This is a genomic window from Serratia sp. (in: enterobacteria) (assembly GCF_052400455.1).
In the GTDB taxonomy this organism is placed as follows: Bacteria; Pseudomonadota; Gammaproteobacteria; order Enterobacterales; family Enterobacteriaceae; genus Serratia; species Serratia ureilytica.
Genome location: NZ_CP185812.1, coordinates 937190 through 951570, shown reverse-complemented (window position 1 = coordinate 951570; position 14381 = coordinate 937190). Strand labels below are relative to the sequence as shown.

At 61.4% G+C, this 14381-nt stretch carries 15 protein-coding genes; 9 read left to right on the top strand and 6 right to left on the bottom strand.

Annotated features, from left to right (window positions below; all coding sequences use genetic code 11):
* Window positions 1-153: 153 nt before the first annotated feature.
* On the top strand, window positions 154-1017 hold the full coding sequence (gene tehB / locus ACORQT_RS04490) for an SAM-dependent methyltransferase TehB (RefSeq protein WP_033651044.1): 864 nt from the start codon (window positions 154-156) through the stop codon (window positions 1015-1017).
* On the opposite strand, the gene ACORQT_RS04485 is transcribed toward tehB, so the two are convergent.
* Window positions 1012-1725, bottom strand: coding sequence for a 2OG-Fe(II) oxygenase (locus ACORQT_RS04485; RefSeq protein ID WP_033651043.1), 714 nt, complete (start codon window positions 1723-1725; stop codon window positions 1012-1014). The genes tehB and ACORQT_RS04485 overlap by 6 nt on opposite strands.
* The gene (gene ada / locus ACORQT_RS04480; RefSeq protein ID WP_033651042.1) at window positions 1722-2777 is read right to left on the bottom strand and encodes a bifunctional DNA-binding transcriptional regulator/O6-methylguanine-DNA methyltransferase Ada; all 1056 of its coding nucleotides are present in this window, start codon (window positions 2775-2777) and stop codon (window positions 1722-1724) included. The genes ACORQT_RS04485 and ada overlap by 4 nt, the downstream gene beginning before the upstream one ends.
* 237 nt (window positions 2778-3014) lie before the next feature.
* Here ada and leuE point away from each other — a divergent pair, with 237 nt between their 5' ends.
* Window positions 3015-3653 (top strand): leucine efflux protein LeuE, encoded by a 639-nt coding sequence (gene leuE / locus ACORQT_RS04475; RefSeq protein ID WP_004940625.1) that lies wholly within the window; start codon window positions 3015-3017, stop codon window positions 3651-3653.
* 159 nt (window positions 3654-3812) lie between these two features.
* Window positions 3813-5312 carry an aldehyde dehydrogenase family protein gene (locus tag ACORQT_RS04470; RefSeq protein ID WP_444859328.1) on the top strand — a complete coding sequence of 500 codons (1500 nt, stop codon included), beginning with the start codon at window positions 3813-3815 and terminating at the stop codon, window positions 5310-5312.
* Between the two features lie 33 nt (window positions 5313-5345).
* Here ACORQT_RS04470 and feaR read toward each other — a convergent pair whose 3' ends face one another.
* From feaR to ACORQT_RS04455, 3 genes are all read right to left on the bottom strand, one after another.
* A complete protein-coding gene (gene feaR / locus ACORQT_RS04465) occupies window positions 5346-6245 on the bottom strand; it encodes a transcriptional regulator FeaR (protein WP_444859327.1) in 900 nt (299 codons plus the stop codon).
* A gap of 139 nt (window positions 6246-6384) precedes the next feature.
* The gene (locus tag ACORQT_RS04460; protein WP_444859326.1) at window positions 6385-7026 is read right to left on the bottom strand and encodes a DsbA family protein; all 642 of its coding nucleotides are present in this window, start codon (window positions 7024-7026) and stop codon (window positions 6385-6387) included.
* A gap of 233 nt (window positions 7027-7259) precedes the next feature.
* Window positions 7260-7664: an Exc2 family lipoprotein gene (locus ACORQT_RS04455; protein WP_033651039.1), complete on the bottom strand. Its 405-nt coding sequence runs from the start codon at window positions 7662-7664 to the stop codon at window positions 7260-7262.
* Between the two features lie 192 nt (window positions 7665-7856).
* Here ACORQT_RS04455 and ACORQT_RS04450 point away from each other — a divergent pair, with 192 nt between their 5' ends.
* Window positions 7857-8105, top strand: coding sequence for a hypothetical protein (locus ACORQT_RS04450; protein ID WP_164057398.1), 249 nt, complete (start codon window positions 7857-7859; stop codon window positions 8103-8105).
* Here ACORQT_RS04450 and ACORQT_RS04445 read toward each other — a convergent pair.
* Window positions 8102-8869 carry an NAD(P)H-dependent oxidoreductase gene (locus tag ACORQT_RS04445; RefSeq protein ID WP_164057399.1) on the bottom strand — a complete coding sequence of 256 codons (768 nt, stop codon included), beginning with the start codon at window positions 8867-8869 and terminating at the stop codon, window positions 8102-8104. The genes ACORQT_RS04450 and ACORQT_RS04445 overlap by 4 nt on opposite strands.
* A gap of 84 nt (window positions 8870-8953) precedes the next feature.
* Between ACORQT_RS04445 and ACORQT_RS04440 the strand changes: the two genes are divergently transcribed.
* The 5 genes from ACORQT_RS04440 to ACORQT_RS04420 all read left to right on the top strand — a co-directional run bounded on the left by ACORQT_RS04440 (window position 8954) and on the right by ACORQT_RS04420 (window position 14370).
* Complete coding sequence (locus ACORQT_RS04440) at window positions 8954-9334, top strand: winged helix-turn-helix transcriptional regulator (RefSeq protein WP_122016484.1); 381 nt, start codon at window positions 8954-8956, stop codon at window positions 9332-9334.
* A 128-nt stretch (window positions 9335-9462) separates the two neighbouring features.
* Window positions 9463-11064 (top strand): ABC transporter substrate-binding protein, encoded by a 1602-nt coding sequence (locus ACORQT_RS04435; RefSeq protein ID WP_033641991.1) that lies wholly within the window; start codon window positions 9463-9465, stop codon window positions 11062-11064.
* Window positions 11065-11333: 269 nt separating this feature from the next.
* Window positions 11334-11858 carry a cytochrome b561 gene (gene cybB, locus ACORQT_RS04430; RefSeq protein WP_147880973.1) on the top strand — a complete coding sequence of 175 codons (525 nt, stop codon included), beginning with the start codon at window positions 11334-11336 and terminating at the stop codon, window positions 11856-11858.
* A gap of 53 nt (window positions 11859-11911) precedes the next feature.
* A complete protein-coding gene (locus ACORQT_RS04425) occupies window positions 11912-13198 on the top strand; it encodes a hypothetical protein (RefSeq protein ID WP_047025792.1) in 1287 nt (428 codons plus the stop codon).
* Window positions 13195-14370, top strand: coding sequence for a hypothetical protein (locus ACORQT_RS04420; protein WP_444859325.1), 1176 nt, complete (start codon window positions 13195-13197; stop codon window positions 14368-14370). Before ACORQT_RS04425 ends, ACORQT_RS04420 begins: the two co-directional genes overlap by 4 nt.
* Window positions 14371-14381 lie beyond the last annotated feature (11 nt).

Here is a 14381-nt window from a genome sequence, read left to right as displayed (position 1 = left end):
ACAGCACTGAAATTAGCCCAGCCGCCGCGCACAATCCAGTATAAAGATCTCGCCGCGCCTTTCCTTCAGGCTGCTATGTTCAAACGATCGATAAAAATGTATTTTATATGCATCATATAAATCACTTTGCTTGCCCAGCCAGAGGAGCCCCCTATGGAGCAGCAGTTGCTTTGCTATAAAACCCTGCCGGAATGGAACAGCGAAACGCTGCCGGAAGCCTTTCGTCAGCGCCACAACACCCAGAGCGGCACCTGGGCGAAGCTCACCGTGCTGAGCGGCAGCCTGACGTTCGCCATGATGACCGAAGACGGCGCCACCACCGAGACCTGGCAGTTTAGCCCTGAAAGCCAGCCGCCGTTTATCGCCCCCCAACAGTGGCATCGCATCGTTTCCTTTTCGGGCGACATGACCTGCCGGCTGGCGTTTTACTGCACGCCGGAAGATTACTACCACAAGAAATACGAACTGACGCGCACTCACTCGGAAGTGGTTGAGGCGGCGGCGCGCATCGCGCCGGGCAAGGCGCTGGATCTGGGCTGCGGCGGCGGGCGCAATTCGCTCTACCTCAATCTGAAAGGTTTCGATGTCACCGCCTGGGACAAGCATGCGCCGTCGATAGCCCGCCTCAACCAGATCGTCGACGCCGAGCAATTAACCCGCCTGAGCGCCGGGGTGCAGGATCTCAACACCCACCGCTTCAGCGGCGAATACGACTTTATCCTGTCCACCGTGGTCTTGATGTTCCTCGAACGGCAGCAGATCCCGCATATCGTGCAAGACATGCAGGACAGCACCGTGCGCGGCGGCCATAACCTGATCGTGGCGGCGATGGATACCGAGGATTATCCCTGCCCGCTGCCGTTCCCGTTTACCTTCCGGCCGGGTGAGCTGAAGCATTATTATCGCGGCTGGGAGATCCTCAAATACAACGAAGACGTCGGCCAACTGCACAAGACCGACGCCGCCGGCAACCGCATCTCGCTGCGCTTCGCCACCCTGCTGGCGCGCAAGCTATAGCGCGTCGTGAAAGATAATCCCCAGCGTGTGGCGTTGGCCGGCGCGTATTCGGCTGACGCCGTGGCGCAGATTGACCCGATAACAGCCTTTCGCCCCCGCCACCGGCCGGTGATGCACGGCGAACACCACCGCGTCGCCCTGCTGCAATGGCACCACCTCTGCCCGGCTCTGCATCCGCGGCCGCTGTTCGGTCAGCACAAATTCGCCGCCGGTGAAGTCCTGCTCGGGGGCGGAGAGCAGAAACGCCACCTGCAGCGGAAACACCCGCTCGCCGTACAGGTCCTGATGCAGACAGTTGTAATCCCCCGTTTCGTAGCGCAACAGCAGCGGCGTCGGCCGCCGCTGGCCGGCCCGGTGGCATTCCGCCAGGTAGGTTTCATGTGCGGCGGGATAGCACGCCGCCAGCCCCAACAAGGCGTTCCAACGGTTGGCCACCGGCGCCAGCCGCGCATACATCAGGCTGCGCGCTTCGGCCACCGGCGGCGGCAGCGGATAGGCGAAATAGCGGTACTCGCCGCGGCCAAAACCGTGCTTCGCCATCACGATGCGGCTGCGAAAATGCGCATCCTGCGGGTAAAGCGCCGAAAGCTCGCGGCACAGCTCTTGGCTGAGCACGCCCGGCAGACGCGCGCAGCCCTGCGCATCGAGTTCACGTTCAATTGCCGCCCAGTCCAATTCGGCCAGCCGGGTCGCCAGCGAGCCGCTCATCGCTGCGCCTCTTTTTCCAGCAACGCTTTCTTGCGATCGACGCCCCAGCGGTAGCCGGACAACGTGCCGTCGTTGCGCACCACCCGGTGGCAGGGGATCGCCACCGCCAGCATGTTGGCGGCGCAGGCGCCGGCTACCGCGCGCACCGCTTTGGGCGCCCCAATGCGCCAAGCGATATCGGCATAGCTGACGGTTTCGCCGACCGGTATCGCCTGCAGCGCCCGCCAGACCCGCTGTTGAAACGCGGTGCCACGAATATCCAGCGGCAGCGCCAACCCGTTCTCCGGCGCTTCAATCAGGCCCACCACCTGCGCCATCAGCGCTTCATACTGCGCGTCGCCGCCGATCAGCTCGGCGTTGGGGAATTTGTCCTGCAGATCCTGCACCAGCTGCTGCGCATCGTCCCCCAGCAGAATGGCGCAGATGCCCACCTCGCTCTGGGCCGCCAGGATCTCGCCCAGCGAACAGCGCCCGACGGCGAAATGGATGCGCATGCCTTTGCCGCCCGCCCGATAGGCCTTCGGCGTCATGCCCAGCGCGGCGTTGGCCTGCTGGTAGAAGCGGCCGTTGGCGCCATAACCGGCGTCGAAGATCGCGTCGGTCACCGTTTCCCGCTGCGTAAGACCGGCGCGTAAGCGTTGGCTGCGCTGCGCGTCGGCGTAGCCTTTCGGCGTCAGGCCGGTGATCGCTTTGAACAGCCGGTGGAAATGGTATTGGCTCAACCCGACGTGGCGCGCCAGCGTCTGCAGCGACGGCGCTTTTTCCGCCTGCTCGATATAGCGGCAGGCCTCAGCTATCTGCCGCGCATGCTGTTCCGTCAGCGGCGTCAGCCCCTGCCGGCAGCGTTTGCAGGGCCGATAGCCCGCCGCCTCCGCCTGCTCCGCGTCGTCAAACAGCTCCACGTTTTGCCGATTCGGTTGGCGTGACGGGCAGGAAGGCGAGCAATACACGCCGGTGGTTTTCACCGCGTAGATAAAGCGGCCGTCGGCGTGCTTGTCGCGGCTGACAATCGCCAGCCAGCGCGGATCGGCGCTGTCGATTACGTTTTTCATCATCCGTTCCTCACTGCGGTTTCGATGTTAACCAGCATAGTGACGGGCCGTTGGCGAAACACGCCGACTCTTGCTTTTTAATTCGTCGCCGACGTTTTCAACAATCTTTCGACAATTTTTAACCAACAACATGAAGTTTATTACGTTGCCAACCCGGTTGCACGGCGTTAGGATCGCGGCCGGCCACGGGCGTGGCCAGTGTTTCTGCCTGTTAGTTGCGCGCATGGAGAGGTTATTGTGTTAGAGAGTTTTGGCGTCCTGAATTTATGGACCTATTTGGCCGGGGTGGTCTTCATCATCATTCTGCCGGGGCCGAATACGCTGTACGTGCTGAAAACCGGCATATCGCGCGGCGTGCGCGCCGGCTATACCGCGGCGCTGGGCGTGTTTATCGGCGATGCGATCCTGATCTTTTGCGCCTATATCGGCGTGGCTTCGCTGATCCGCACCACGCCGTTCCTGTTTACCCTGGTGCGTTTTCTCGGCGCGATTTACCTGCTGTTCCTTGGCGCAAAAATCCTCTACGCCACCTTCGTGCAGAAGGCGCAGGCGCAACAGCAGCAAATTGAAGGTGGCCACAGCATTCTGCGTAAATCGCTGACGCTGAGCCTGACCAACCCGAAAGCTATTCTGTTTTACGTGTCGTTCTTCGTGCAGTTCATCGATTTCAACTACGCGCACACCGGGCTGTCGTTCACCATTCTGGCGCTGATCCTCGAAGCCGTCAGCTTTATCTACATGAGCACGCTGATCTTCTCCGGCGCGATGCTGGCGCATTTCTTCAACCACAAGAAAGGCCTGGCGAAGCTCGGCAACGGCCTGATCGGCCTGCTGTTCCTCGGTTTCGCCACCCGTCTGGCGACCCTGAGTTCGTAATCCTTCCCGGCCGGCGCCCGCCGGCCGCAGTTTACTGTTCCGTCACGGCAAAATGACACGCAGGACAAATCGAATGTCAGGCAGAGCAAAGCCGCCGCTTTACCGCTGATCTAGACTCTCAGGGTTAACGATAACCTGATGAATCTGATCGGAGGATGTATGTCTGACAATACCGTAGCCGTGCTGGATAGCGTGTCGCGTTTTCTCGATCGTCAGCATGGGCTGTATATCGACGGCCAGTGGCGCGCGTCCGCCGCGGAAGGCCGCCTGGCGGTGTATAACCCCGCCAATGGGCAGCAAATCGCCACCACTGCCGACGCCAACGAACACGACGTGGCGCAGGCGGTGGAGTCCGCCCACAAAGCCTTCAGCGAAGGCGTCTGGGCGCAGTGTCTGCCGGTCGAGCGCGAACGCATCCTGCTGCGCTTCGCCGATCTGGTGGAGCAGCACGCCGAAGAGCTGGCGCAGCTCGAAACCCTGGAGCAGGGTAAATCCATCAACATCGCCCGCGCTTTCGAAGTCGGCAGCACCCTGAACTGGATGCGTTACACCGCCGGGCTGGCGACCAAAATCACCGGTCAGACGCTGGACGTGTCCATTCCGATGCCGCCGGGCGCCAAATATCAGGTTTATACCCGCAAAGAACCGATCGGCGTCGTCGCCGGCATCGTGCCCTGGAACTTCCCGCTGATGATCGGCATGTGGAAAGTGATGCCGGCGCTGGCGGCGGGCTGCTCCATCGTCATCAAGCCGTCGGAAACCACCCCGCTCACCCTGCTGCGCATCGCCGAACTGGCGAGCGAAGCCGGCGTGCCGCCGGGCGTGTTCAACGTGGTCACCGGGCGCGGCACCGTGTGCGGCAAGGCGCTGACCGAACATCCGCTGATCGCCAAAGTCAGCTTTACCGGCTCCACGCCGGTGGGCAAAAGCATCGCGCGCGCGGCGGCGGATCGCCTGACCCGCGTGACGCTGGAGCTGGGCGGTAAAAACCCGGCCATCGTGCTGCAAGATGCCGATCCGCAGCAGGTGATCGAAGGCCTGATGCTCGGCAGCTTCCTCAACCAGGGGCAGGTGTGTGCCGCCAGCTCGCGAATTTATATCGAAGCGCCGATTTACGATCGGTTGGTGGCCGGATTCGAACAGGCGGTGAAATCGCTGTCGGTCGGGCCGGGGATGGATACCGGGGCGCAAATCAACCCGCTGGTGTCGCTCGCGCACCGCAACAAGGTGGCGGCCTACCTGGACGACGCCCGGGCGAAAAACGCCGAGCTTATCGGCGGCGCGGCCGGACCGGACGCCAACGGCTTCTACATTCCGCCGACGCTGGTGATCAACCCGGATGACCGGCTGAACCTGACGCGCGAGGAAGTGTTCGGCCCGGTGGTCAACCTGATCCGGGTGGCGAGCGCCGAAGAGGCACTGAGCAAAGCCAACGACACCGACTTCGGGCTGACCGCCAGCCTGTGGACCACCAGCCTGCAAAAGGCGATGGCGTTTACGCCGCGCATTCAGGCCGGCACCGTGTGGGTCAACACCCATACGTTGATCGACCCGAACATGCCGTTCGGCGGGTTCAAACAGTCGGGCAGCGGCCGTGATTTCGGCCCGGATTGGCTGGATGCCTACACCGAGTCGAAATCGGTCTGCATCCGCTATTGAGTGCAGCGGCGCGGGCCTGGCCCGCGCCCTGACTTACTGATACTGCCGACGGTACTCGCTCGGCGACATGCCGAAACGCTGCTTGAAAGCGGTCGAGAAATGGCTGTGATCGGCAAAGCCCCAGTCAAGGCCAATGCCGGCCAGCTTTTCCTGCCCGGCGGCGCTGCGCAGCGCCTGCGCGCACAGATCCAACCTGCGGTTCCTGATGTACTGCGCCACCACCAGCCCCTGACGGGCGAACAGCCGATACAGGCTGCGTAACGATACCCCCAGCTCGTCCGCTACCCACTCAGGACGCAACTGCGCCGACTGAATATGCCTGTCGATGAGCGCCAGCGCCTTGTCAAAGACCGGGTGTTGCCCCTCCGGCCGCGCCTGTTCGAGCGCCAGAGCCGGGCGCAGCAGCGCCGCCAGCGCATTCAGCACCGCCTCGCTTTCCGCCGCGGCGAGCTGAGGATCCTGCATGCTGCTCAGCACCAGCTGGCGGCTGAGGCGCACCGCGCTCAGCTCCGCCCCCAGACGCTGCGCGCAAGGCGGCGGCAGCGGCAGGCAGCCGCGCGGCAACAACAGGGAGATTTGGCGCGAATCGCGCTGGAAGGTGAAGCTGCTGGGCTGTGAGGCGTCGATCAGCGTCATGTCGCCGGGAGAGAGCATCGTTTGGCGATCTCCCTGCTCCATCAACGCACTGCCGCGCAGCTGGAAGACGGTAAAAAAGTGTGCGCCGTCGCTGCGGGCGATGTCACGCGGCGTGCGATACAGCCGGGCCTGGGCCACGTCGACCACGCTCAGACGCAGCGCATGGGCGCGGAACTCCTGCATCGCCCCGCTGAAACCCGGCCCCAGCGTTTTCGCGCAGAACCTGCCGCAGGCGGTGTTGATTTTGCCCAGCCACTCTTCGAAGCCGGCGTCGCGGAGCGTTGCCAATGCCGTCATGATCTCTCCCTTCAAACGCCGGCGTCGCTGCGCCGTTGAACAGAAAATCACCATAACAATCCGTTAACACACAATCAATGGCGAGCGGGGGATTTGGCACCGCGATCACAGATCATCGGGTGCCGAAGGGATAACCACCTTAAGGCTGTTTGTCCAACAGGTAACGCACCACCGCCGCGTACTCTTTGGCGTAGCCTTCAACACTGGTGGCGGCCATGCCGGCATTGTCTATCTTGTATTGGCCGGCCACGTAGAACGACGGGGTGCCGCGCACGTCAAACGCTTTCACCGCTTCATTCTGCTTGGCGATCAACCCTTTGACCAGCAGGCTGTGGCGCGCGTTTTCATAGGTGGCGGCATCGATGCCGGCCGCCGTGAACACCCGCTGAATATCGTCGGCGCTGTTGACGGCGCGCTGTTTTTGCACCGTGTCGAACATCGCCCCTTCAATCTTGTCTTCCACGCCCAGCACCGTCGCCACCGCCCAGGCTTCGGTCAGCGCATTGCCCAGTTTGCCCATCAGGCTGACGTGATATTTGGTGACCTTCTCGCCCGCGGGCAGCGCCTGCGCCACGGTGCTGCCCACACGGTAAGTTTCGGCGAACTGATAACAAGGGCCGCAGTAGAAGGAGAAGAACTCCACCACCGCCGGCGCGGCGGCCACCGGCTTATCCAGCCGGGTGTATTGCTCGCCCGCGCGGTAATCCGCGGCCTGAACCGCGGGCAGCGCCAACATCAATACGACGGCGGCGGCGAACGAACGCTTAACTTTTGCCAACATAAACACTCCTGGTTTCATCTATGAACATCGTCCTTAGCGGCGGTTTTTATAATCAAATAACCGCCAGAAGACCAGTTTTTATTACCTTCTATACCCTAAATAATTGGAGTTGCATCACGGCGGCAAGAGCGGGAATCCCCAGGAGCTTACTCAAGTAAGTGACTGGGGTGAGCGCTCGCAGTCAACACAGATGCAGCTTCAAGTATGACGGGTATATTTGTGAGGAATTATGTTCAGCGCCCTTCGTAACCGTCCCAGTACGCGCCTACCGCTTCCTGCGAGAACACCTGGCGGCGTTTAGGGTTGTCGGAGCCGCTGTAAGTGCGGTTGATGAAAATGGTTTTGTGTTCCATGTTCTGCTGGAATTCCGGGCTGGCCAGATAGTCAGCCTTTTTCTGCGCCTCGCTGCGCGCCACGCCTGCCGCGCGATCCTTTTTCCCCAGCTGGTAGAACTGTTCGAACATCGGCACGGCGTTCTTAATACTGCCGTTCACATCGGTGCGGAATTGCGGATCGAAATCGTCGCGGGTTTGATAAATGTAGTGCTTGGCATGCAGCTCGGCGCTGCTGAGGTGATGGGTGCAGGCGCTGAGCGCCAACAGCGGCAACAACAGCGCCGCGCTTTTCAGTCTTTTCATGTCGTCTGTCCCTGTCAGTGAGGAAGGTTCCTTTAGCGCCAAGAGCATAGCGCCAGCCCCCGGCGAACGTCAAACGACAAAACGCGCATCGCCTTGTTTTATATTAATATTATATACATTGATTGGTATTCATTGCCTGAAACACTATGCTTTAACAGACAGGGTAAACACTCACCGACAGCGAGGCGGCCAATGAAACCGATCGACAAAAGCGTGGGGGAGTACGACCTCACGGCGGAAAAAAAAGCGGGCATGATCACCGGCACCATCCGCGGCGAACTGCCGGACAGCGACGCGAACCTGCCGCTGCTGCCCTTCTCCGGCACCTTCGCCGGCCCGAGCGTGGCCGAAGCCATCGCCGATATTCAGCAGCAGTTCCCCGACATCGAACCGGCGATTATCGACGATTTGCGCGAGGAACTGCTGAACGCCGGATTCTAATCCGGATCGCAATGCCGCACGAACGGGCTGTACACCGGCACGCCGGGCTTCAGCGCCAGATCGGCGTCAAAATCTTCATTGCGGTTGAACGGCACCGCCGGCCAGGCGGAAAACGCCTTCAAACCGTCCCGGTACGCCTGCGTCACCTGCGCCAACGCGGCGTTTTGCGCCTGCAGAGCCTCGCCCGCCAACCCGCCGCGCACGCCATAGACCAGGAACGGCTCCAGCACGCTAAAGCCGATATAGTGCAACGCATGCATGATGGGCCACAGCATCAGCCGCATATCGCCGTCGCGCCCGTTCGGCGCGCAGGCCTGTGCGGAAGCGCCGGCGGTGACGGTCAGCAGCGCCCGTTTGCCGCGCATTACGCCGTTCTCATGGCGATGGCGGCTGTCGTAGATCCCGCCATAAACGAACACCCGATCCATCCAGCCTTTGATGATGGCCGGCGCGCCGAACCACCAGAAAGGAAACTGCAGCACCAGCGTATCCGCCCAGTGCAGCAGCTCGATATGCCGCCGGATCTCCGCCGGCAGCGCCTGAGTCGTCCAGTGATGGCGCTGCTCCTGCATCGCATCAAATCTGTCCGCCTGCTTTCTGCTGGGGTAATGGCCGGCGCCCTCGCGCGGATCAAATCCCTCCTGATACAAATCGACCGTCTTCACCTGATGCCCCTGCGCCAGGCAGGCCTGCCGCGCCTGTTCGGCCAAATGGGCATTGAAGGAATGCGGCTCGGGGTGAGCCAGCACAATCAGCACGTTCATCCTGTTTCTCCCGTTGTAAGGTGGTGCTGCTATGCTGTGGCTTTATCGCACCCTTGGCAATTACGCACCTGAAGGTAACCCCCAATGGCTTATCCCGGCGACGTCTATTCGAGCAAGTGCTCCGCGCGCGATGCGCTGGCGCTGATTTCCGGCAAGTGGGTGATGTTGATCCTGCCTGCGCTGGCGCAGCGGCCAATGCGCAACGGCGAACTGCTGCGCCGCATCGACGGCATTTCGCAGAAGGTGCTGACACAAACGCTGCGCCAGTTGGAACGCAACGGGCTGCTCGAGCGGCTGGATTTAAGTGAAAAAAATCAGGCACATGTGGAATATCGGCTCAGCGCCGTCGCCTGCTCGCTGGTCGAGACGCTGACGGCGCTGGACCGATGGGCGGAATACCATTTCCCCGAGCTGGACGCCGCTCGCGAGCGCTATGATGCCGACCGCAAGCGCGAGACCCAGTAAAGCGGTTTGGCAAGCAACGCGCGGCGCACAGAATGCGCAGGTGAGACGCTTGTTCCCGGTCTCGCCATCCGTTATCTATAGTTAATTCAATTCGCCGGTAACGGCCCACTCCACCTGAGGATCTTGCCTTGACGTTTTTAAAACACCCAATCGCCGCGCTGGTGCTGGCCGGTTGCGGCCTGCTGTCGGCGGGCGGCGCGCTGGCCGCTTCCGATGCGCTGGTGTACTGCACCGTCGCCTCGCCGGAATCGTTCAACCCGCAGCTCTCCAGCTCCGGGCCAACCTTTATCGCCACCTCGCAGGTGCTGTACAACCGCTTGGTGACGCTGCGCGAAAGCGATAAAACGCCCGCCCCGTCGCTGGCCACCGAGTGGAGCGTCAGCCCGGACGGCAAGACCTACACCTTTACCCTGCGCCAGGGGGTAAAATTCAACAGCAACAAATACTTCACCCCGACGCGCGACTTCAACGCCGAAGACGTGGTGTTCACCGTGATGCGGCAGAAGGATCCCGCCAACCCGTATCACAAGGTCTCCGGCGGCAACTATGAATACTTCACCGACATGGGTCTGGATAAGCTGATCACCAAGGTGGAAGCGGTGGACGAGCACCACGTGCGCTTCACGCTGAGCCAGCCCAACGCCGCCTTCGTCGCCGACTGGGCGATGGATTTCGCCTCGATCCTGTCCGCCGAGTACGCCGACGCGATGCTGAAAAAGGGCACGCCGGAATACGTCGACAACTGGCCGATCGGCACCGGGCCGTTTGCGCTGCAGCAGTACAAGCAGGATTCGCTGATCCGCTACATCGCCAACCCGCACTACTGGCAGGGTGAAGTGGCCAGCAAGCACCTCATCTTCTCCATCACGCCGGATCCGCAGACCCGGCTGGCCAAGCTGAAAACCAACGAATGCCAGATCATCCCCGCGCCGCTGCCGGAACAGTTCGCCGCCATCAAGGCCGACGGCAACCTGCAGCTGCACGACATTACCGGGCTGAACGTCGGCTATCTGGCGTTCAACACCCAGAAAAAACCGTTCGACAACCTGCTGGTGCGTCAGGCGCTGAGCTACGCGGTGGACAAGAAAGCGATCGTCGCCGCGGTGTTCAAAGACAGCGGCACACCGGCCAATTCGCTGCTGCCGCCGGGCATGCTGGGTTACAACGACAAGCTGCCGGAATACGCCTACGATCCGCAGAAGGCGCGCGAGCTGCTGAAGCAAGCCGGGCTGGAGCAGGGTTTTGAGACCGACATCTGGTCGATGCCGGTACAGCGCCCTTACAACCCGAACTCGAAGCGCATCGCCGAGATGATCCAGAGCGACTGGGCGAAGGTGGGCGTGAAGGCCAAGATCGTCACCTGGGAGTGGGGCCAGTATCTGGCCGGGCTGCGCAAAGGCGAGCAGCAGAGCGCGCTGTACGGCTGGGTATCGGACAACGGCGATCCGGACAACTTCGCCACCCTGCTCGGCTGCGCCGGGGTGCAGAGCGGCGCCAACGTGGCGCGCTGGTGCGATAAGGATTACGACCGGCTGATCCAGCAGGCGATCCAAGAGAACCAGCCGCAGGCGCGCGCCAAGCTGTATCAACAGGCGCAGGTGATCTTCGCCAAACAGGCGCCGTGGCTGCCGCTGGCCACCGGCAAAGTATTCTACGCCACCCGCAGCAACCTGAGCGGCTACGTGGTGGACGTGAACGGCAGCGATTTCGCCAAGGCCAAATTGAACTGATCCCAGGCGCCGCAGCGAGGGCTGCGGCGCAACCCGCGTCATCGCTTAATAAGCTGCCAGCCTCTGAAACTGTCGTCCATTAGCTTCTCAACTTACGATGCCCCTCTACCGCCTGGCGCATACCCCACTAAACCAATCGCTTAATAAGTGAGTTGAGCCTGGCGTTTTGCCTAAATTGCGCGCACGCGCTTTCCTCCGATGTAACATTTCGTTACCATCGGCGCACAGACCCTTTAACATCAAAAGGTAACCCGGTGCAGAACACCTATATGCCGTGGCAAATTCGCCTGCACTGGCTGGTGGCGATCCTGCTGGTCATCACCTGCGTCACCATCGAGCTGCGGGGCTTTGCCGAACCGGGCAGCGCCCCCTGGTACGCGCTGGTTGTCACCCACTTCAGCTGCGGCGTAACGGTGTTTGCGCTGATGCTAGCTCGCCTGTTCCTGCGCTGGCGCCGCCCCTCGCCCGCCATTGCGCCCAAACCGCCGAAGTGGCAAACCGGCATGGCGCACCTGACGCATACCCTGATTTATCTGCTGCTGCTGACGCTGCCAGTGCTGGGGGTGTATTCGCGCTATCTGGGCGGCAAGGAGTGGTATCTGTTCGGCCTGTCGATGCCGTTCACCGACGTGGCCGATCGGCCGCAGGCGCGGATGATTATCGGCTGGCATAAAACGCTGGCCTCATTCGGCTACTGGCTGATCGGCCTGCATGCCGCCGCCGCGCTGTTCCATCACTACATCGTCAAGGACAATGCGCTGGTGCGCATGCTGCCATTGATGAAAAAACGCTGAATACCCGGCGCCAGGGATGACTTTTCGGGCCACGCCCGCTGACAGGGAATGACATGCAAACCCAATTTTTTAATGTGACCGTCGAACAATGCGCCTGCCAGCAGACGGCGCCCGACAACCTGGTGAGGATCATCGCCTCCGGCCAGACGTTCTTTTTTTACCGTGATGACTTCAGCGACAGCGAAAATCTGCTGGCCACGCTCGCCGCCGGCGATCGGGTGAAGATTGGCGCTCACCGCCTGCGTGACGGCAGCTACTGGCTGCACTGGCTGCTGCACGGCACGAAAGGCCGGCTGGAACCCGACAGAACGCTGAAATACAAGCTGAAATACTTCGCCCTGCTGGTGCTGGGCGCCGCGTTGGCCGGTGGCTTCCCGGCCGCCTTTTTCATCATGGACCGGGAAGATTCCTGGCTGACCATTGTCCTGTTCTTTATCGCCATCATCGCCGGCCTCATCGGCATCGGCATGGTGCTGTTCGTCGGTTCAGAGCTCTTGCTGATCGGGCATCGCGGCCGCAGGCGCCTGCTCAGGGCACTGGATCGCGTGCTGCTGGGGCAAGACGTCACGCCGCCCGATTCGCTCAGCCTGAAAATCCCCGGCATCAGATACCGGGCCGTCCGCAAAGACGCCGTGCCGACGACCGCACCGCTGCAGACCGCACTTCCCCTTCCTGACGGCGTCGAGGCCTCCGGCATCGAGACGGTCAACGCCCTGAGCTACGAACTTCGCCACTATGAGATCCCGCGGCAGGTGCAGTATTTGGACACTTACGCGTGGCGTCAGAACGAGACGCACTTCGCGGTGACGACCCGCGCGCTCAACGTCCCTACGACCAAACTGCATCCGGTATTTCGTCGGCAGCATCCGCTTTTCATCGCTAAGGGCGATCCGCTGCAGGTGTTGTACTGCGAGAACGACACCGTCCCCGAGTTGCCTACGGTGCGTGGGATCATCAATCATCGCGACCGCCAGACCTATCTCATCGGCGGCAATCGCTACTTCACCGAAGCCGGCCTTAACCTGAGCGCGCGTGTCGTTTTCATCCTGGGCGCGATCATGATGTGTTTGATGCTCGGTCTGATCGTGTGGGATAACGCCGATACCCCAGCGGGCTTTTACCTGGATGCCTGGACCCTGAAGCGCCTCGGCAGTGAGTTGCCGCCGATTCTGCTGCTGATGATGCTGATGGTCAGCGGCCTGGCGCTGCTGATCGAGGGCTTCGCCCAGATCTGCCGCCTCTACGCTTTTGAGCAGCACCGCACGTTTAAGACGTTCAAATACCTGCGCAATCTGCGCCGCAGGCTATGGCGGCAGGAACAGGTGACGGAGCTGAAATGATGACGCTAGCGCTTTATAAAAGACCCCTTATTATCCTGACGCTGTTTTTGGCCAGCGCGGTGGGCGTCTATTTCCTCGCCCCTGAACAACGCTATGCGCAGTGGCAATGGACCCAGAGCGACGAGACGTTGCCGACAATAGCCCGTTACGATCTCATCCACAGCTACCCGGCGCAGAACGGCGCTCTGCTGCTCATCAGTAAAAGAAGTGAGACCAGCGCCTACAACAGCTTCTACGGCTGGGCGGCCAACTACCTCAGCCAGGTGTTATTCACCGGCCCGAAGGGGTTGCAGATGCTGGGGCAACTCGACGAATCAATCTACGATGCGGTTTGCGTCGAGCAGGAGTGCATGCTTTTTCTGTCCAAAGGGCGCCGGCTGGTCGATGTGCAACGGGGCACCATCGGGGCGCTGATCCCCTGGCCGGAGGGCGACGACAATCTGCCTTCCTTTATCGGCGGCAAACTGGTGGCGCTGTCGGGAAAGCGCGCGCTGTATTTCATCAGCACCGAAGGCGTATTCTACAGCCCGGACTTTGGCGCCCATTGGCGGCAGACGCTGGATCTGCCGGCGCTGTTGGATGAGCGACAGCTGCTGGGCTTTGAGCGCGGCGAGGAGGAGTCACCGACGGCTTACGCCTCCGGTAAGCGCAAATCCATGCCCGAGATCTTTACCGCCGTTGATGGCGATCGCGTGCTGTTTTGGATGAACCCGGTGCTCGGTTCCGGCGCCTTGCACATTGCCGTTAACGGCAAAACCGGCGAGGTGGCCGAACTGCATTGGCTAACGGTGCGCGTCAAGGAAAGCGCGCAATCTCCGGACGGCGGCATCTACCTGATCGCCCAAACGCTGGACAGAGGACTGTATCAGCTTCTGCGTTATCAATCCGACGGGCAGTTGGCGGTGCTGTTGGAAAACGGCGATAAATCGCTGTATCAGCTGTGGGCGGGCAACGACAAGCTGGTCGCCCAAACGGATAACGGCGATGCGCGCCTTTCGCTGATTTTCGATCTGCGTTCATCCGAAGTGCGCTACCGACAGCCGTTGGAGTACCGCTACAACGGGCGCGACGACGCACGCCAAACCGTGATCGAACCGGAAAGCCACTATGGCGATGACGGGGAGACCCCGGCGCTGCCCTACTTCGTTCGCTATCGCTCCACCACGCCATGAACATAAGGAAC